Genomic DNA, 19,097 nt, shown 5'->3' on the forward strand with positions numbered 1-19,097 from the left:
GCGGGCTCAACCGCCCGTGTTCGAGAGGTCGGAAATGGATAGTCGTAAGATCCTTCTGCTGGTGGGAGCGCTGATGATTGCAGCGATCACGGCATTTATGGCGAGGTCGCTGATTGTCGGCAGCGCCACGCCGCAATCCGCCGCGATGACGGTCGTCGCCGCTGCACCCGATGGACCCGACGTGCTGGTCGCGACCAAGGCGTTGCCCGTCGGCACGATCCTCGACGCGACCTCGCTGCGGTATCAGCCGTGGCCGAAGGAGCTCGTCCAGAACGTCTACTTCATCAAGAAGGCGGGCTTCGACCCGAAGACGCTGCAGGGCACCGTGGTGCGCAACGCGATCACCGCCGGGCAGCCGCTGACCCAGGGCGCGCTGGTCAAGCCGGGCGATCGCGGTTTCCTTGCCGCCGCGCTCGGGCCTGGCATGCGTGCCGTCACGGTGCCGGTCCAGGCGAACACCAGCGTCGCGGGCTTCGTCTTTCCGGGCGACCGGGTCGACCTGATCCTGACGCAAAGCGTTGCCGGTGGGGGAGACGGTCCCCCGCTGAAGGCGGCGGAGACGATCATGCGCAACCTGCGCGTGCTCGCCACCGACCAGCGCACCGACAATGCGGCGGGCGAGGACGGCAAGACCGTCGTGAAGACCTTCTCCAACGTCACGATCGAGGCGACGCCTCGGATCGCCGAACAGATCGCCGTCGCGCAGACCGTCGGCGCGCTGTCGCTGTCGCTCCGCTCGATCGCCGACAACAGCACCGAACTCGAACAGGCGATCGCCAGCGGCAACGTCTCGATGCCCGACGATCCCAAGGCGGAAAAGGCGATGCTGACGCGGATCGCCAGTTCGCCGTCGGGCGGCAGTTCCTCGCTCGCCACCGGCGCGGACGTGTCGCGGTACCAGCGCCGCACCGTGCCGGGCAAGGCGCTCGAGCAGATGGGCGGCATGGGCGGCATGGCCGGCGGGTCCGCCGCGCCGCAGGCCGCATCGGCCTTCCCGGGCGGCGCGATCAGCGTCGGGCCGCTGGTCCGGGTCGCACGAGGCAATACGGTGACGGACGTCGCCGTTGGGGGGAAGAAGTAAATGCGTAGCGTTTCCACGTCGTTCGGCTGGTCACTGGCCGTCGCCCTGGTCGCGGGCAGCGTCGGCACCCTGCCCGCCGCCGCCCCGGCGCAGACCACCGCCGGCACGCCGGTGTTCCAGGTCAATACCGGTCGGGGCCGTCTCGTCACGCTCGTCCGCCCGATGAGCGACGTGTTCGTCGCCGACGACAAGATCGCCGACGTCCAGGTCCGCTCGCCGACCCAGCTCTACATCTTCGGCAAGGGCGCGGGCGAAACGACGATTTCGGCCACCAGCAAGAGCGGGGCGGTCGTCTATTCGGCGACCGTGCGGGTCGGCAACAACTTCGACTCGATCCAGCAGATGCTGAACCTGGCAATGCCCGAGGCGAAGATCGTCGCGACGCCGATGAACGGGATCGTGCTGCTGACGGGCACCGTCGCCGCACCGGAAGATGGCGCGGAAGCGACGCGGCTGGTGCAAGCGTTCGTGGGGGACGGCACCAAGGTGCTGTCGCGGCTTGGAACGGCGACGCCGTTGCAGGTGAATCTCCAGGTCCGCATCGCCGAAGTCAGCCGCAGCTTCGTCAAGAACCTCGGGGTGCACCTGAGCAGCTACGATGGCACCAACGGGTTCAAGTTCGGCGTCTCGCAAGGTCGCGAGGCGTCCACGCAATACGCCCCGAGAGGCGGCCTGTTCACCGGCGGCACCACCGCGACCGCTGGGCAGAGCCTGTTGACGGGTCTCGCGGGCAGCACGACGTTCGGCGCGGCAGGCAAGCTGTTCGGGCTCGACCTCATCTCGGCGCTCGATATCGGTGAAACCGACGGACAAGTCTCGACGCTCGCCAACCCGAATATCACGGCGCTGTCGGGCGAGACCGGGTCGTTCCTTGCCGGCGGCGAGATTCCGATCCCGCTGAGCCAGGGGCTGGGTGCCGTGTCGGTCGAGTTCAAGCAATATGGTGTCAGCCTTTCCTATACGCCGACGGTATTGGCGGACGGCCGGATCTCGCTCCGCGTCCGCCCGGAGGTGTCTCAGCTCACGTCGGACGGTGCCGTACAGATTTCGGGGACGACCATCCCGGCGCTGACCACCCGCCGCGCCGAGACGACGGTCGAGCTCGGGTCGGGCCAGAGCATGATGATCGCCGGGCTGCTCCAGAACAGCCATAACAATACCATCACCAAGGCACCCGGCGTCGGCGACGTCCCGATCCTCGGCGCGCTGTTCCGGTCGAACGCGTTCCAGCGCAACGAGACGGAACTCGTCATCGTGGTCACGCCGTATCTGGTGAAGCCGGTCAATGCGAACGACATCGTGCTGCCGACCGATGGCGTGAAGGCCCCGACCGATCTCGACCGCGTTCTGTTCGGTCAGCTCGGCGGCGGGCAGACCGGCGGGGAACGGCCCAAGCCGACGCTTGCACCGACTGGCGTGGCGCATCCGGCGTTCGGCGGTACGACGCCGAGCCCCGGCCCGCAGGACCAGCGACGTGACGGCGCGGTCCCGGCGCTTCCCGCGGACCCGCCGCGCAGCAGCGGTTCCGGCAAGCGGGGCGCGACGGCCGCCCCCGGTTTCAGCATCAATTGAGGGCCTCGAGGGACATGAACATGGATAATCGTCCACGGATGATCGCCGCCGCCCTGCTCCCGGCGCTGCTGCTGGTCGGCTGCGCCGGCACGAAGAACCGCGGCCTCGAATCGGTGCATCAACCGGTCGTCAGCCGTTCCACCTATGCGCTCGACGTCGCGACGGCGGGCGACGGCCTTGCCCCGGGCGAACAGCAGCGGATCGCCGGCTGGATGGCGTCGCTTCGGCTCCGCTATGGCGACGAGGTCGGGATCGAGGACCCCGGTTCCTATGGCAACGGCGGCAACGGTGTCCGCGACGCCGTCGCGAGCGAAACCGCGCGTTATGGCCTGCTGCTGTCCGAGAACGTGCCGCTGACCGACTCGGCCGTCCAGCCCGGGACGGCGCGGATCGTGATCAGCCGGATGACGGCCAAGGTTCCGGGCTGCCCGGACTTCAGCCGCGTGCGTTCCCCTGAATTCGAGAGCAACACCTCGTCGAACCAGGGCTGCGCGATCAATGCGAACATTGCCGCGATGGTCGCCAGCCCGGCGGATCTGGTGCGCGGCCAGACCGGGCGCCTGGTCACCGACCCCGCCACCGCGGACCGCGCCATCGACATCTATCGCAAGGCGGCTCCGACCGGCGGCGGCGGCACCACCCTGAAGGTCCAGAGCAGCGGAGCAGGCAGCAAATGAACGCACCCTTCAACCCTGGTCGCATAGGCGTGCGCGATCCGTTCGCCGCCTATGTCTGCGACGAGACCACCGCCGAGACGTTGCGCCCCGTCGCGGTCGAAATGGGCTGGGCGCCCGAGAAGGTGAACAAGGGTGGCCTGCGCAACGCGGTCCAGTCGCTGTCGGTCTCCGCCTCCCCGCAGATCCTGTTCGTCGACCTGTCCGAGAGCGGCGATCCGCTCAACGACATCAACGCGCTCGCCGAAGTGTGCGAGCCGGGCACGGTCGTGATCGCGGCGGGCCAGGTCAACGACGTGCGGCTGTACCGCGATCTCGTCGTCAGCGGGATTCAGGACTATCTGCTCAAGCCGCTCAGCCCCGACATGCTGCGCGATGCCTTCACCCACGCGCAGGCGATGCTCAATGCGCCCAAGGCGGTCGAGGCCTCGACGGAACGGCCACACATCTCGACCTGCTTCATCGGCGCGCGCGGCGGCGTCGGCGCGTCCACCATCGCAACGTCGGTCGCGTGGATGATGAGCGAGAAAGGCGCACGGACCACCGCGCTGCTCGATCTCGACGTCCATTTCGGCACCGGCGCGCTTTCGCTCGACCTGGAGCCCGGGCGTGGCCTGACCGATGCGATCGACAATCCGAGCCGGATCGACGGGCTGTTCATCGAACGCGCGATGGTCAAGGCGAGCGAGCGTCTGTCGGTCCTGTCGGCCGAAGCACCGATCAGCACGCCGGTCATGACCGACGGCACCGCTTTCTATCAGCTGCAGGAGGAAATGCGCGCCGCGTTCGAATGCACGATCGTCGATTTGCCGCGCGGGATGCTGGTGCAGCATCCGCATCTGATGACCGATATCCAGGTCGCGGTGATCGTGACCGAACTGACGCTCGCCGCCGCGCGGGACACGATCCGGCTGCTGTCGTGGCTCAAGTCGAACGCGCCGCAGACCCAGGTCGTCGTGGTCGCCAACAAGATGCAGGTTGCCGCCCAGCTCGAGATCAGTCGCAAGGATTTCGAGGGCTCGATCGAGCGCAAGATCGATTACGCGATCCCCTTCGACCAGAAGCTCGCCGCCCAAGCGGCCAAGCTCGGCAAACCGATCGCCGAGGCGGGCAAGACGTCCAAGACCATCCTGCCGCTCACCGATCTCGCCAAGAATCTGATGGCGGTCGGCGATCTCGCCGAATCGATCGACAGCGGGACCAAGTCCAAGGTCGCCACCAAGGGGACGTCGCTGATCGGCAAGTTCAGCCTGAAGACGATGGCCGGGCGATCGGCGAAGAAGAAATGATCCGCGGCCCCTCCCCCCGCCCGGCGGCCCCGGCCCAGCGACGGGCTAGCTAGCGTCATGCAGCTGCTCCCGATCCTTTCGCTGGGCATCGGCGCGCTGGCCATGCTGGCGTTGCTGGCGGTCGCCTTTGCCGGGCCCAATGCCGAACGCGCGCGGACGCGGCGGCTGGGGGCGGTGCGCGCACGCCACAGCGAGTCCGGCAGCGTGCTCGCGGATGCCCAGTTGCGGCGCATCGCGACGGCGCGCAGCAACCGCATGGACGTCGCGGCGGCGCGCTTCCTGCCCAACCCGGCGCAGCTCAAGAAGCGGCTGGCGATGACCGGCAAGACCTGGACGGTCGGTCAGTACGGGATGGCGACGCTCGGCATCGTGGTCTTCGTGACCGTGCTGCTGGCGTTTCTCCGGCTCCCGCTGCTGCTCGCCCTGCTGCTCGGGGTCGTCATCGGTGCCGGCGTCCCGCACATGGTGGTCGGCTTCACGATCAAGCGCCGGATCGGGAAGTTCACCGCGAAATTTCCCGATGCCATCGAACTGCTGGTCCGCGGCCTGCGCTCCGGCCTGCCGATCACCGAGACGATCTCGGTCGTCGCCAATGAGGTCGATGGTCCGGTCGGGGTCGAGTTCAAGGCGATCACTGACAAGATGAAGATCGGCCGGACGATGGACGCCGCGTTGCAGGACACCGCCGACCGGCTCGGCACGCCTGAATTCCAGTTCTTCTGCATCACCATCGCGATCCAGCGCGAGACCGGCGGCAACCTTGCCGAGACGCTTGCCAATCTTGCGACCGTGCTGCGCATGCGCAGCCAGATGAAGCTGAAGATCAAGGCGATGTCGTCCGAGTCCAAGGCCTCCGCCTATATCGTCGGGTCGCTGCCGTTCATCGTCTTCACGATGATCTGGATGATCAATCCGCCGTACATGGCGAATTTCTTCGTCGATCAACGCCTGATGGTGACCGGCGGCGTCGGGATGCTGTGGATGGGGATCGGCGCGTTCATCATGAGCCGCATGGTCAGTTTCGAGATTTGATGATGAACCCTGTACCCACTGGCCCGGTCGTCCTCGGCGTCGACGTCTTCACCGTGGCGACGCTGCTCGCCGGGGTCGCGGCCTTCATGGTGTTGCTGGCGATCTATGCCGTCACCACCGTGCGCGACCCGATGACCAAGCGCGTCAAGGCGCTGAACGACCGGCGCGAGCAGCTGAAGGCGGGGATCACCGCCTCGACCAAGCGGCGCGCCAAGCTCGTTACCAAGAACGAGACGACCGACCGGATCAAGAGCCTGCTCTCCAATCTGAAGGTCCTGCAGGACAGCCAGGTCAAGGCGGCGCAGATCAAGCTGATGCAGGCCGGGATCCGCTCGAAGGAATATGCGGTAGCGGTCATCTTCGGGCGACTGGTGCTGCCGCTGACCTGGGGCGTGCTGGGCCTGTACCTGGTCTATGGTACCGACCTGCTGCACGGCTGGACGCCGTGGAAGATGTACGCGATCGTCGCCGGCAACTTCATCCTGTCGTACAAGGCGCCCGACCTCTATCTCGACAACAAGATCACCAAGCGGTCGCAGGCGATCCAGAAGGGCTTGCCCGATGCGCTCGACCTGCTGGTGATCTGCGCCGAAGCCGGGCTTACCGTCGACGCCGCGTTCAACCGGGTCGCGCGCGAGCTGGGCAAGGCCTATCCCGAGCTCGGCGACGAATTCACGCTGACCGCGATCGAGCTCGGCTTCCTCAACGAGCGGCGCCAGGCGTTCGAGAACCTCGCCTCGCGCGTCAAGCTGGACGCGGTCAAGGGCGTCGTCACGACCATGGTGCAGACCGAGAAATACGGCACGCCGCTGGCGTCCGCGCTGCGTGTGCTGTCGGCCGAATTCCGCAACGAACGCATGATGCGCGCCGAGGAAAAGGCGGCCCGCCTGCCCGCGATCATGACGATCCCGCTGATCCTGTTCATCCTGCCCACGCTGTTCATCGTCATTCTCGGCCCGGCGGCCTGTTCCATCGCGGACGCGTTCAAATAAGGGTCAGCCCCCGCGCGACGGGAACGCGCGAGGCAGCCCCGTCACCCCGGCAGAGGCAGTGGCCGGGGCCGGGCAGCCGGCGCGCGTACCGGGCATTCCGGACGAAACCCTGCGGCCCCGGCCTTCGCCGGGGTGACGGGTGCTTTTGCCTTCTCCGGGAGGACGGCGGAGGAGCGGGACTCGCCCCTTCCGCACCCGCCGCTCCGCACCCGCCTCAGTCGCGCTTCGCCAGCGCCGCCTGTGCCGCCGCGAGCCGCGCGATCGGCACGCGGTACGGCGAGGCCGAGACGTAATCGAGCCCGACCTTCTCACAGAAAGCGATGCTTGCGGGATCGCCGCCATGCTCGCCGCAGATGCCGAGCTTGATATCGGGCCGCGTCTTGCGACCTCGCTCCGCCGCCATCGCGATCAATTGCCCGACGCCCTCGACATCGAGGCTGACGAACGGGTCGCGTGCATAAATCCCGCGCTCGACATAGGTGCCGAGGAACCGCGCGGCATCGTCACGGCTGACGCCCAGCGTCGTCTGGGTCAGGTCGTTGGTCCCGAACGAGAAGAACGCGCCGACCTCGGCGATCTCGTCCGCCATCAGGCAGGCGCGGGGCAGTTCGATCATCGTGCCGACATGGTAGTCCAGCGTCGTACCGGTCTGCTCGAACACGATCTGCGCCGCCTTGTCGACGACCGTCTTCATAAGCTCGAGCTCGCGCCGCGTGCCGACCAGCGGGATCATCACCTCGGGGATCGGCGCCGCACCCGAGCGCTGCGCCACATCGACCGCCGCCTCGAAGATCGCGCGCGCCTGCATTTCGTAGATTTCAGGATAGGTCACGCCCAGTCGGCACCCGCGATGACCGAGCATCGGGTTGAATTCGTGCAACTCCTGCGCCCGCCGCTTGAGCACGTCGACCGCGATTCCCGCGGCTGCCGCCACATCCGCGAATTCGGATTCTTCGTGCGGCAAGAATTCGTGGAGTGGCGGATCGAGCAGACGGATCGTCACCGGCAGACCCGCCATCACCTCGAACAGCTGCACGAAATCCGCGCGCTGCTCGGGGAGCAGCTTGTCGAGCGCGGTGCGGCGGCCCGCTTCGTCCTCGGCCAGGATCATCTGGCGGACGTTGGTGATGCGCTCGGCATCGAAGAACATATGCTCGGTCCGGCACAGGCCGATCCCTTCCGCACCGAACTCGCGCGCGACCTTGGCGTCGAGCGGGGTCTCGGCATTGGCACGGACCTTGAGGCGTCGCACGCCATCCGCCCACACCATCAGTGCAGCGAAATCACCCGACAGTTCGGGCTGAACGGTCGGGACTTCGCCCGCCATCACCTCGCCGGTGGTGCCGTCGATCGTCACCATGTCGCCCGCCTTGATCGTGCGCTCGCCGACCCGCATCGTGCCCGCCTTGGCATCGATCGCAATCGACCCCGCGCCCGAGACGCACGGCCGCCCCATGCCACGAGCAACGACCGCGGCGTGGCTGGTCATCCCGCCGCGTGCGGTAAGGATGCCGCGTGCCGCGTGCATCCCGTGAATGTCCTCAGGCGACGTCTCGGTGCGGATAAGGATCACCGCATCGCCGGCATTCGAGCGCTTTTCGGCGGTATCGCTGTCGAACACCGCGTGGCCCGACGCTGCACCCGGCGACGCAGGCAACCCCTTGGTCAGCACGTCGCGCGTCGCGCTCGGGTCGAGCGTCGGATGGAGCAACTGGTCGAGCGCCATCGGATCGATCCGCGCGACCGCTTCCTCGCGCGTGATCAGCCCCTCGTTCGCCATGTCGACCGCGATCTTGAGCGCGGCCTTGGCGGTGCGCTTGCCCGAGCGGGTCTGGAGCATCCACAGCTTGCCCTGCTGCACCGTGAATTCGATGTCCTGCATGTCGCGGTAATGCGTCTCGAGTAGGTCGAACACCTTCGCCAGCTCGCCATACACTTCGGGCATCGCCTCTTCCATCGAGGCGGGCTTGGCCCCTGCCGCTTCGCGTGCGGCGACGGTCAGATATTGCGGGGTGCGGATGCCGGCGACGACGTCTTCCCCTTGCGCGTTGATCAGGAACTCGCCGTAATAGGCGCGCGTGCCGATCGAGGGATCGCGGGTGAAGGCGACGCCGGTCGCCGAGGTCTCGCCCATGTTGCCGAACACCATCGCCTGGATGTTGACCGCGGTGCCCCAGCTTGCCGGAATGTCGTTGAGGCGGCGATAGACTTTCGCACGCTCCGACTGCCACGACCCGAACACCGCGCCGACCGCGCCCCACAATTGGTCATGCACGTCCTGCGGGAAGGGCTTGCCCCATTGCTGCTCGACCAAGCCCTTATACTCGGCGACGAGGCCGCGCAGATCGTCCGCGCTGAGATCGGTATCGAGGAAATAGCCGCGATCTTCCTTGGCGATTTCAAGCGCTTCCTCGAATGCGCCGTGGTCGAGCTCGAGCACCACGTCCGAATACATCTGGATGAAACGGCGGTAGCTGTCCCATGCGAAACGGGCGTCGCCCGACGTGGTCGCGAGACCCTCGACGGTCTGGTCGTTGAGCCCGAGGTTGAGGACGGTGTCCATCATCCCCGGCATCGATGCGCGCGCGCCCGAGCGCACCGAGACGAGCAGCGGGTCGGCGGCGTCGCCGAACGTCTTGCCGGTGATGCCCTCGATATGTGCGATCCCGGTCGCGACCTCGTCGCGCAGGCCCTGCGGGAACTGGCCGTCCTCATCGTAATAGACCGCGCAGAAATCGGTCGAGATGGTGAAGCCCGGCGGGACCGGCAGGCCGATCGACGCCATCTCCGCCAGATTTGCACCCTTGCCCCCCAGCAAATTCCGGTCGCCTTTGCCCCCATCGGACACCCCGCCGCCGAAGCGGTATACGTACTGAGTCATGCGTCTTCCCTCTAACAGGTTGAATTCGCTGGGGAGGCGATTGGAAGGTTAGGCTAAGGTTAGGCTCGAAGCGATTGCATCACCCCTCGATCCGCGAAAAGTCTGCGACATTGTGCACTGCAGCACGAACGCGGTCGAGCAGCGCGAGACGGGCCGTGCGCTTTTCGGGCGCGGGGTCGTTGACGATCACGGTTTCAAAGAACGTATCGATCGGCGCACGCAAACTGGCGAGCGCGGCCATCGCGGCTTCGAAGTCCTCGCGTGCGATCGCAGCGGTGGCGGCGGGTTCGGCGGAGTCGAGCGCGGTGGCGAGCGCAGTCTCTGCTGGTTCGGGCGTGTAGGACAGCGAAACCTTCTCCCTCTCCCCTTCAGGGGAGAGGGTCGGGGAGAGGGGCTGTACTGCATTACCGAGCGAGACGTCTGTGGATGCGTCCCCCTCTCCCCGACCCTCTCCCCGGAGGGGAGAGGGAGAAGAAGGGACGCCCTCTTTCTTCAGGATATTCGCGGCGCGCTTGTAGCCGGCGAGCAGGTTGGTGCCGTCCTCGGTCCCGATGAACTTCTGCAACGCATGGACGCGCGCAAGCAGGCGGACGAGATCATCCTCGCCGCCAAGCGCGAACACCGCGTCGATCAGGTCGTGGCGGACGCCGGCTTCGCGTTGCTGGACCTTGAGGCGGTCGGCGAAGAAGTCGAGGAGATCCTGTTGCCAGCCCGTCGAATTAAGCCAAGTCATCCATTCTAGCAGTGGCTCAACAAGCTTCGCGGAAACCTGAGCGATATTGATTCCGTCTACGGAAACAGCGTGCGTGCCATCCTCATGCCGATTGCCAATAGCCATTGCAGAGGGCTTACCTCGCACTAGAACTTGCATAAGCGGCGAGTTTTGGAAGGTACGGTCTGCTGTCTGAAGGCTTAACGGCAGGAAGACTTCCGCCATTAGCGGAGCTAACCCTACCCGCAAATTGTTCGATTGAAGCAATGATAGGATACCAAGAGCACCGCGCCGTAGGGCGTAGGGATCCTTAGAACCTGTCGGTTTCTGATCGGTAGCAAAGAACGCTACAAGCGTATCCAGCTTATCCGCCAGCGAAACCGCCACCGTCACCGGATCGGTCGGCACGTCGTCGCCCTGCCCGACCGGCTTGTAGTGATCGCGGATTGCGGCGGCGACGCGGGGGTCTTCGCCTTGCGCTGCGGCGTAATAGCCGCCCATCAGGCCTTGCAGCTCGGGGAATTCGCCGACCATGCCGGTGACGAGATCCGCCTTGCAGAGCAGGGCCGCGCGGTACGCGAGGTTGGCGAGCTCTTCCTTTAGCCCCTCCCCTTCAGGGGAGGGGTTGGGGTGGGGCGGTTCAGCAATCTGGCCTTCGGAAGCAGGCACGGCCCCACCCCCAACCCCTCCCCTGAAGGGGAGGGGCTTTATGACGCCCTCTTCGATCAGCCAGCGTGCCAGTTTCGCAACGCGCTCAACCTTGTCCGCGACCGTGCCCAACTTCTCGTGAAACACGATCCGGTCGAGCTTCTCCGCCTGCGCCTCCAGCGGCACCTTCAGATCGGTCTCGTAAAAGAACTTCGCATCCGACAGCCGCGCGGCGAGCACCTTGCGGTTGCCCTCGACGATCTTCTCGCCGCCATCGACCGCATCGATATTGGCGGTACACACGAACGCATCCGCCAGCGCGCCGCTTGCATCGCGGCACACGAAATACTTCTGGTTCACGCGCGCGGTCAGCTGGATCACCTCGGGCGGCACGCTCAGGAACGCAGCATCGAAGCGCCCGAGCAAAGGCACCGGCCATTCGGTCAGCCCGGCATTCTCGGTCAGCAGGCCCTCGTCCTGGACCAGTTCGAGCCCCGCCTTGCGCGCAGCCATCGTCGCGCCGAGCGCGATGATCTGGCGGCGTTCGGCCTGGTCGACGATCACATGGCAGGCGCGCAATTTCTCGACATAATCGTCCGCCGAGCCGATCGTGATGATCCCCGGGCGATGGAAGCGATGCCCGACGGTGGCGGCACCGCTGGTGATCCCGGCGATCTCGACGGGCACGATCTCCTCGCCGAACAGCGCGACGATCCCCTGCAGCGGGCGCACCCAGCGCAGCGATTCCATCGTGGTCGAGGCCCCGCCCCAGCGCATCGCCTTGGGCCAGGGGAAAGCGCGGATGATCGCGGGGATCGCATCCGCCAGCACGCCGGTGGTGGCGCGACCGGGCTTTTCGACCACAGCGAACAGCACGCCGTCGCGCTCGACCAGTTGCTCGCGCGTGAGGCCGGTCTTGCGGAGGAACCCCTCGAGCGCCTGCGGCGGCGCGCTGGCCTTGGGGCCCTTGGTTTCCTCGGACACCGCGGCGGTCTCGGTCGGGAGCCCGCGGGCGATCAGCGCGAGGCGGCGGGGGGTGGCGTAGGTGACGAGTTCGGTCGCGGCGAGACCGGCTTTCGCCAGTTCGGCGGCGAACAGCTTGGCGAGGTCCTCGCGCGCGCGGTCCTGCATCCGCGCAGGGATTTCTTCCGAGCGGAGTTCGAGGAGGAAATCGGTCATGCGGGCACCGTTGGGAGGTTATGTGCAGTCGTGGAGAAGGATTGGCTCGCACAAAGGCACAAAGACACGAAGGGAAGAAGGCGGAGAAGTCGACGGTCGTCAGCGCCAAAGACCGAGCGCAGCTCAATCACAAAATCGGGAACAGACCGACCGTCGGACACGAAGCGCAGCATCTTCGTGCCTTTGTGCCTTTGTGCGAAAAAAACCTTCTTCTCCCGCAAAGCCACAAAGCCACCAAAAGACAAATTGCCTGCGGCGCGGATCACGCCGTCCACCCCGGATAGGCGTCCTGCCACGCAGGCGTGTGCTTTTCGATCCACGCCTGGCAGCTGCCCTTCGCGAGATCGCGCACCCGCCCCATATACGCCTGCCGCTCGGCCACCGAGATGACGCCGCGCGCCTGCAACAGGTTGAACACGTGGCTCGCCTTGATCGCCTGCTCGTAGGCCGGAATCGGCAACCCCGCAGCGAGGCTGTTCTCGCATTCCGCGACATGCTTACGGAACGAATCGAACAGGCTGTCGGTGTCCGCCACTTCGAAGTTCCAGGTCGACATCTCGACCTCATTCTCGTGGAACACCTCGCCATAGGTCACGCCCGCGTCGTTGAACGCGAGATCGTAGACGCTGTCCTTGTCCTGGATGTACATCGCGAGCCGCTCGAGCCCATAGGTCAGCTCGCCCGCGACCGGCTTCATGTCGAACCCGCCCATCTGCTGGAAATAGGTGAACTGGGTGACTTCCATCCCGTCGCACCAGACTTCCCAGCCGAGACCCCAGGCGCCCAGCGTCGGCGATTCCCAATCGTCCTCGACGAAACGGATGTCGTGGCGTGTGAAATCGATCCCGATCGCGGCGAGCGAGCCGAGGTACAGTTCCTGCAGGTCCGCCGGGCTCGGCTTCAGGATCACCTGATACTGGTAATAATGCTGCAGCCGGTTGGGGTTCTCGCCATAGCGGCCGTCGGTCGGGCGACGGCACGGCTGGACGAAGGCGGCGTTCCACGGTTTGGGGCCGAGCGCGCGCAGCGTCGTGGCGGTGTGGAACGTGCCTGCCCCCATTTCCATGTCATAGGGTTGCAGGATCAGGCATCCCCTATCGCTCCAATAGTCATGGAGCGTTAGGATCATCCGCTGGAAGCTCATCGGGCGGTCGGTCATGATGGCGAGGCTTTGGCGCAGTGCCGCAAGGGGGTCAACGCCTCATCGGATGCTGTTAACCCGGGCCGGTTTAGACGATAGCGCGACAGCCACCGAACCGCGCCATGGAATTTCCCGCATGAAGATCATCCGCACGCTCCTTCCGCTGACCATGCTGCTGCTGGCAAGCGCCGCGCCGGCGCAGGTCGCGGCATCCGCCCCGGCGACCATCCCCGCCGATCCCGCGCTGTGGGTCGTGAAGGACAAGGACACGACCGTGTATCTGTTCGGGACGGTGCATGCGTTGAAGCCGCATCTCGGCTGGTTCGATTCGGCGGTGCGCAAGGCCTTCGATTCGAGCGGGCAGCTGATGCTCGAAATTCCCCTGCCCGATCCGGCCACCGCGCAGAAGGTGGTGCTGCCGCTCGCGACCGACACGACGGGCGTGCCGCTGACGCAGAAGCTCCCCGCGGGCGACCGCGCGGCCTATGCCGCGGCGATGACCAGGCTCGGGATCCCGCCCGCCGCGCTCGAGAAGTTCGAGCCGTGGTTCGTCGCGGTGACGCTGTCGCAGCTCGCATTGCAAAAGGCCGGGTTCAGCGCCGCCGACGGTGCCGAGGCGACGCTCACCGCCGCCGCCACCGCGCAGCACAAGCCGATCGCGGGGCTCGAGACGCTGCAGCAACAGCTCGGCTATTTCCACGGCCTGTCGCAGGCCGACCAGGTCGCTTTCCTCGTGTCGAGCGTAAAGGACATCGACAAGTTCGACGGCATGATCAACGCGATGCTCGACCGCTGGAAGGCGGGCGACGCCGAGGGGCTGAGCGCGCTGATGAACGAGGACCTGACCAGCCAGCCCAATTTGTACCGCGTACTGCTGGTCGAGCGGAACGCGCGCTGGGCGACGTGGATCGCGCAACGGATGAAGACGCCGGGGACGGTGTTCATCGCGGTCGGCGCGGGGCATCTCGCTGGCAAGGACAGCGTCCAGGCGCAGCTCGCGAAATACCGGCTCAAGGCCGTGCGCATTCCCTATTGATGCGCTGGCGGGCGGGCCTGGTCGCGGTCGCGGTGCTGCTGGCGGGGTGCGCGCGGCCCGCGCCGCCCGTCGACGCGCGGCCCGCGCTGTGGCGCGTGTCGGACGCGGACACGACGATCTGGCTGATCGGGACGATCCACGCGCTGCCGCCGCAGGTGCGGTGGGAAACGCCCACGGTTCGCGCGGCGATCGCGGCGGCGGATACGCTGGTGCTCGAGGTGCCGCCTGCCGCCGGCGACGCGCATGCGCAGTTCGAGGCGATGGCGCGCGCGCCGGGCCTGCCGCCGCTGTCGGCGCGGGTCGCGCCGGCGGACCGGGCGCTGCTGGCGCGGGGGATTGCGGCGGCGGGCCAATCGGCGGGGGACCTGCAGGGGTATAGGACGTGGGGGGCGGCGCTCGTGCTCGGTTCGGCTGGCGGGCATGTCAGCGATGCTTCCGGAGATCTGGGCGTCGAGCCGGTGCTGGCCGAGCGGTTCCGCGGCAAGGCGATCGGCGCACTGGAAACGCGCGCGGGGCAATTGCGGTTGTTCGACCGTCTGCCCGAGGCAGCGCAGCGCGTGCTGCTGCTGGATGCCGCGCAGGACGCCGTCGATCCGGCGCGGGGGTATCGCACGCTGCTTGCGGCGTGGGTGAAGGGCGACGCGGCGGCGCTGGCGGCAACGCTCGCGTCGGTGCGGCGTAATCCAGCGCTGGCGGACGCGCTGATCGTCCAGCGCAACCGGCGCTGGGCCGACGCGATCGTCCGACGGATGGCGCGGCCCGGGCGGGTGCTGGTTGCGGTCGGCGCGGGGCATCTGGTTGGAGCCGGATCGGTGGTTGATCTGCTGCGCGCGCGCGGCATGAAAGTAGAGCGACTGCAATGACTCGGACTGTAGACGCGGCTTGAACAACGCCGTCACCCCGGCGCAGGCCGGCGCCGCCATGCTAGGGGTAAAACCGGCGATACCGCACCCAGCCGTCCCGCCGCGCCAGGGTAACCACACGGCCCCGGCCTTCGCGAGACCTCTGCGAAAGTCCGTTTACGGATTCTTCGGTTGCTGTTTTCCCGCGAAGGCGGGAATCCAGAGTCAAGCAAAACAACGGCTTACAGTACTCGCGACTCCTGGACTCCCGCCTTCGCGGGAGAACACGTATGGTTTCGCAGAGGTCTCGCCTTCGCCGGGGTGACGGACATCGCTTTTTGGGCCACACCGCGCTCATCCCGCCATCTTGCCTTTTCCGGCTCGCTCCCCTATGCGCTCGCGCTTCGGTCAGGGTCATCCCTGGAGGCTTGGCCGGAACATACCACTTCAAGTATTTCGGAGCATTGCAATGAGCGAACAGATGACGCTCGCAGCCGAGACGCGCGAACAGGTTGGCAAGGGAGCCTCCCGTTTGCTTCGTCGTGAAGGCCGCGTCCCCGCCGTAATCTACGGCAACAAGCAGGAACCCCTGTCGATCCACGTCGAGGAAAAGGCGCTGATGCGTCTGCTCAACACGGGTCACTTCATGAATTCGGTCGTCATGCTCGACGCCGGTGGGAACCAGGTTCGCACCCTGCCCAAGGACGTCACCTTCGACGTCGTCACCGAGCGTCCGGTCCATGTCGACTTCCTGCGGATCGGCGCGCATTCGACCGTCACCGTCAGCGTCCCCGTCGTGTTCACCGATGAAGACGACGCGCCCGGCATCGCCAAGGCCGGCGGCGTGCTCAACGTCACGCGTCACGAGATCGAGGTCGTCTGCGACGCCGCCGAGATCCCCGGCGAGATCACCATCTCGCTCGCAGGGCTCGAAGTCGGCGCATCGATCCACATTTCGGACGTAAAGCTGCCGAACGGCGTCGAGCCGTCGATCTCGGATCGCGACTTCGCGATCGCCACGATCGTGCCGCCGACCGTCCCGACCGTCGAGGACGAGGAACTGGAAGCAGCGGTTGCCGAAGCGCAGTCGGCCGAAGCCGAAGCGGAAGCTGCTGAAGAAGCCGCCGCCGAGGACGACAAGGCCGAGGACGACAAGGCCGAATAAGCCTGTCTGCTCCTTCCTGCGCGCAGGGAGGGGTTGGGAAAGGGGACAGTCTGCGGCGTGCGCGTCCGGCAGGCTGTCCCTTTTTCGTGCATGCGCGACGGGTTCCTCTTGGCCATTCGGTTTACGCCGGCGTCACCCCGGCGAAGGCCGGGGCCGCCGGATTTGGGGCAGCCGTTTCGCAAAGCAACAGGACGGCCCCGGCCTCCGCCGGGGTGACGCGCGAGGCGCACAGGCGCTATGGTCCAGCGCGCGACAAACGGACTGAGCGATACAGAGGTAGGGACCGCAACACATGCAACTCTGGGCCGGTCTCGGAAATCCCGGTGGGCAATACGCACTTAACCGGCACAATGTCGGGTTCATGGCGGTCGATACGATCGCCGAGATGCACGGCTTCGGTAGCGTCAAGAAGGCGTTCCAGGGCTGGACGCAGGACGGCCGGATTGGCCAAGAGAAGATCCTGCTGCTCAAGCCCGCCACCTTCATGAACGAAAGCGGCCGCAGTATCGGCGAGGCGATGCGCTTCTACAAGCTCACCCCCGCCGACGTCACCGTCTTCTACGACGAGCTCGATCTCGACCCGTTCCGCGTGAAGGTGAAGACCGGCGGCGGTGCTGCCGGGCATAACGGCATCCGCTCGACCGCACAGCATATCGGCGAGGACTTCCGGCGAGTCCGCATCGGGATCGGCCATCCCGGACACAAGGACAAGGTGTCGCCTTATGTGCTCGGCAATTACGCCAAGGCCGAGCTGGATCCGTTGAGCGACGTGCTCGGCGCGATCGCGGCCGAGGCGTCGTGGCTGGCGGCGGGGGACGACCAGCGGTTCATGAGCGACGTCGCGTTGCGGCTGGCGCGGTAGCTCGGCTGCTTCCTTCTCGCTTCCTCTTCCTCTTGCTCTCCACTTCCCCGGCGAAGGCCGGGGCCCAGTCGCGAAGGTCGGAGTAACGACGCGCCGCCGCCGCCGTTGACGGCCCTCTCCTGGGCCCCGGCCTTCGCCGGGGAAGGGCAGCCGGGGGAAGCCGCAAGCCGACCGAAGAAAAAGCGCCTCCAGCATCCGCTCGTGCAACCGATCGCTTGGCAACGGCGGCGCACTGGAGGATAGGCAGCCCATGAAAACCTCCCCGGTCCGCAGCCTTTTCGCAACGCCGTTCTACGACGGCAAATTGAAGGACGCGGCGCTGGTGGCCGAGCTCGACCGGTCGTGCCGGATGCTCGCCGAGGACGATCGCGCCGGGCGGAGCTGGTCCAAGGCGCATGGCTATCGCGGCTACACCTCCTATGCGTCGCTCGACGATTTGCCGATGCGCGACCCGGCGTTCGGGGATCTCGTCAAGCTGCTCAACAAGCATGTCGCCAAGTTTGCCGAAGCGTGCGCGTTCGACCTGCAGGGCGGCAAGCTGAAGCTCGACAGCCTGTGGGTCAACGTGATGAAGCCGGGGGGCACGCATTCGGGCCACGTCCATCCGCATAGCGTCATCTCGGGCACGGTCTATATCGCGGTCCCCGAAGGCGCGGGCGCGCTGAAGCTCGAAGACCCGCGGCTGCCGATGATGATGGCCGCGCCGCCACGCCTCGGCGATGCGCGCGAGGACCAGCGCAGTTTCGTCTATGTCGCGCCCGAGGCGGGCAGCGTGTTCCTGTGGGAAAGCTGGCTGCGCCACGAAGTCGCGCCGGGCACCGCGAAGGCAGAGCGGATCAGCATTAGCTTCAACTATCGCTGGTGATGCTTCCGCTCGCGTCACCCCGGCGAAGGCCGGGGGCGGTCGGGTGGCTGGCGCGATACCGCAGTCCGCGCATTCCGCCTGGCGGCCCCGGCCTTCGCGATACCTCTGCGAAAGTCCGTTTACGGACCCTTCGATTGGTGTTTTCCCGCGAAGGCGAGAATCCAGAGTCAAGCAAAACAACGGCTCACAGTACGCGTGACTCCTGGATTCCGTCCTTCGCGGGAGAACACGTATGGTTTCGCAAAGGTCTCGCCTTCGGCGTGATGACGGGAGGGGGTAGATCGCGCGCGGCGCGCGGCCGGAACAGTTGCCGACGACAGCCAGCGTAAACGTGACGCCCGCCCGATGGCCAGGCCTCAGAACGCGTAGGTCATCACCACGTCCGCGACCGGGTTGCGCCCGACCCGGCTGCCGTCGCCCGTGCCCGGGACAGTTTCGTCGGCGTACATCGCGGTCGAGCGGCCGATCATCATGCCGCCTTCGATCCCGACTTTCATGCGGTCGCTGACGAACGTGTCATACCCCGCCATCGCGACCGGGGCGTATCCTTCATAGCCGTTCCGCAAATTCACCGCGCCGACCGGCAGGCGCATCAACGCGCCCGATCCAGCGGCGGCACCCGGGCCCTGTTCCGCGGCGCGATATTGCATGTGGTAGCTGCTCCCGACCGACATGCGCAGACCGTGGTCGCCGTGCAGATAGGCGTCGCGCATGCCCGTTCCGCGCAGCTGGAGATTGCGCTTGATCCTGGCGAGCTTGTTCGGCGCATCGCTCTGCGCGAGCCGCAGGTCGTAGAATCCGTCCGGTCCCCGTGCCCCGGGATCACTGGCCGAGTCGCTACCGGTCAGCCGCGTCGGGAGCGGCGTCATCGCGACGACCGTGGCGCGGGAGGGAAGGCTCAGCACCCGCATCGCGCGCGACCCAGCGCCAGGCGCGACCGCATGCGGCGCAAGCTCCGCGGAAACCGCGCCATTCGCCGTATCGGCGCGCGCCGCCGAAACGATGGCGCACGCCAGGCCGATGACTACGCCACAGGTGAATCGGGAAGGTCCAGGCATCGATTTCACCCCCAGGGAGAACCGTGACACGCCCCGGAGGTTAGCGCTTCACGCGTTTAAAATTCAAC

16 protein-coding genes are annotated in these 19,097 nt (G+C 66.5%); 11 read left to right on the forward strand and 5 right to left on the reverse strand.

What is annotated here, in order from left to right; translation table 11 throughout:
* The first annotated feature begins 34 nt into the window (after positions 1-34).
* From cpaB to L8G49_RS02985, 6 genes are read left to right on the forward strand one after another with little or no spacing between them, the layout of a single operon-like run.
* Positions 35-1,081 (forward strand): Flp pilus assembly protein CpaB, encoded by a 1,047-nt coding sequence (gene cpaB, locus L8G49_RS02960; RefSeq protein ID WP_242182340.1) that lies wholly within the window; start codon positions 35-37, stop codon positions 1,079-1,081.
* On the forward strand, positions 1,082-2,653 hold the full coding sequence (locus L8G49_RS02965; RefSeq protein ID WP_242182342.1) for a type II and III secretion system protein family protein: 1,572 nt from the start codon (positions 1,082-1,084) through the stop codon (positions 2,651-2,653).
* Positions 2,654-2,667: 14 nt separating this feature from the next.
* Entirely contained in the window at positions 2,668-3,330 is a 663-nt protein-coding gene (locus L8G49_RS02970; RefSeq protein WP_242137535.1) for a CpaD family pilus assembly protein, read from the forward strand.
* Positions 3,327-4,616: a pilus assembly protein CpaE gene (locus tag L8G49_RS02975; RefSeq protein WP_242137536.1), complete on the forward strand. Its 1,290-nt coding sequence runs from the start codon at positions 3,327-3,329 to the stop codon at positions 4,614-4,616. Before L8G49_RS02970 ends, L8G49_RS02975 begins: the two co-directional genes overlap by 4 nt.
* 57 nt (positions 4,617-4,673) lie before the next feature.
* A complete protein-coding gene (locus tag L8G49_RS02980; RefSeq protein WP_242182344.1) occupies positions 4,674-5,648 on the forward strand; it encodes a type II secretion system F family protein in 975 nt (324 codons plus the stop codon).
* A 2-nt stretch (positions 5,649-5,650) separates the two neighbouring features.
* Positions 5,651-6,640: a type II secretion system F family protein gene (locus tag L8G49_RS02985; protein WP_242137890.1), complete on the forward strand. Its 990-nt coding sequence runs from the start codon at positions 5,651-5,653 to the stop codon at positions 6,638-6,640.
* 214 nt (positions 6,641-6,854) lie between these two features.
* On the opposite strand, the gene ppdK is transcribed toward L8G49_RS02985, so the two are convergent.
* The 4 genes from ppdK to L8G49_RS03005 form a co-directional block, all read right to left on the reverse strand.
* The gene (gene ppdK / locus L8G49_RS02990) at positions 6,855-9,521 is read right to left on the reverse strand and encodes a pyruvate, phosphate dikinase (protein ID WP_242182346.1); all 2,667 of its coding nucleotides are present in this window, start codon (positions 9,519-9,521) and stop codon (positions 6,855-6,857) included.
* Positions 9,522-9,600: 79 nt separating this feature from the next.
* The gene (gene glyS, locus L8G49_RS02995) at positions 9,601-12,060 is read right to left on the reverse strand and encodes a glycine--tRNA ligase subunit beta (RefSeq protein WP_242182347.1); all 2,460 of its coding nucleotides are present in this window, start codon (positions 12,058-12,060) and stop codon (positions 9,601-9,603) included.
* Complete coding sequence (locus L8G49_RS03000) at positions 12,057-12,335, reverse strand: hypothetical protein (protein ID WP_242182349.1); 279 nt, start codon at positions 12,333-12,335, stop codon at positions 12,057-12,059. The genes glyS and L8G49_RS03000 overlap by 4 nt, the downstream gene beginning before the upstream one ends.
* The gene (locus L8G49_RS03005) at positions 12,323-13,219 is read right to left on the reverse strand and encodes a glycine--tRNA ligase subunit alpha (RefSeq protein ID WP_242182351.1); all 897 of its coding nucleotides are present in this window, start codon (positions 13,217-13,219) and stop codon (positions 12,323-12,325) included. Before L8G49_RS03005 ends, L8G49_RS03000 begins: the two co-directional genes overlap by 13 nt.
* A gap of 118 nt (positions 13,220-13,337) precedes the next feature.
* On the opposite strand from L8G49_RS03005, the gene L8G49_RS03010 reads away from it, so the two are divergent.
* From L8G49_RS03010 to L8G49_RS03030, 5 genes are all read left to right on the forward strand, one after another.
* The gene (locus L8G49_RS03010) at positions 13,338-14,237 is read left to right on the forward strand and encodes a TraB/GumN family protein (RefSeq protein ID WP_242137542.1); all 900 of its coding nucleotides are present in this window, start codon (positions 13,338-13,340) and stop codon (positions 14,235-14,237) included.
* Positions 14,237-15,100: a TraB/GumN family protein gene (locus tag L8G49_RS03015; protein ID WP_242182353.1), complete on the forward strand. Its 864-nt coding sequence runs from the start codon at positions 14,237-14,239 to the stop codon at positions 15,098-15,100. The genes L8G49_RS03010 and L8G49_RS03015 overlap by 1 nt, the downstream gene beginning before the upstream one ends.
* A gap of 448 nt (positions 15,101-15,548) precedes the next feature.
* Positions 15,549-16,244 (forward strand): 50S ribosomal protein L25/general stress protein Ctc, encoded by a 696-nt coding sequence (locus L8G49_RS03020; RefSeq protein ID WP_242182354.1) that lies wholly within the window; start codon positions 15,549-15,551, stop codon positions 16,242-16,244.
* Between the two features lie 292 nt (positions 16,245-16,536).
* Complete coding sequence (gene pth, locus L8G49_RS03025) at positions 16,537-17,106, forward strand: aminoacyl-tRNA hydrolase (RefSeq protein WP_242182356.1); 570 nt, start codon at positions 16,537-16,539, stop codon at positions 17,104-17,106.
* A 250-nt stretch (positions 17,107-17,356) separates the two neighbouring features.
* Positions 17,357-17,971, forward strand: coding sequence for a TIGR02466 family protein (locus L8G49_RS03030; RefSeq protein ID WP_242137546.1), 615 nt, complete (start codon positions 17,357-17,359; stop codon positions 17,969-17,971).
* Between the two features lie 356 nt (positions 17,972-18,327).
* On the opposite strand, the gene L8G49_RS03035 is transcribed toward L8G49_RS03030, so the two are convergent.
* The gene (locus tag L8G49_RS03035; protein WP_242182358.1) at positions 18,328-19,029 is read right to left on the reverse strand and encodes a hypothetical protein; all 702 of its coding nucleotides are present in this window, start codon (positions 19,027-19,029) and stop codon (positions 18,328-18,330) included.
* Positions 19,030-19,097 lie beyond the last annotated feature (68 nt).

The organism is Sphingomonas sp. CARO-RG-8B-R24-01 (genome assembly GCF_022662295.1).
Classification (GTDB): Bacteria; Pseudomonadota; Alphaproteobacteria; order Sphingomonadales; family Sphingomonadaceae; genus Sphingomonas.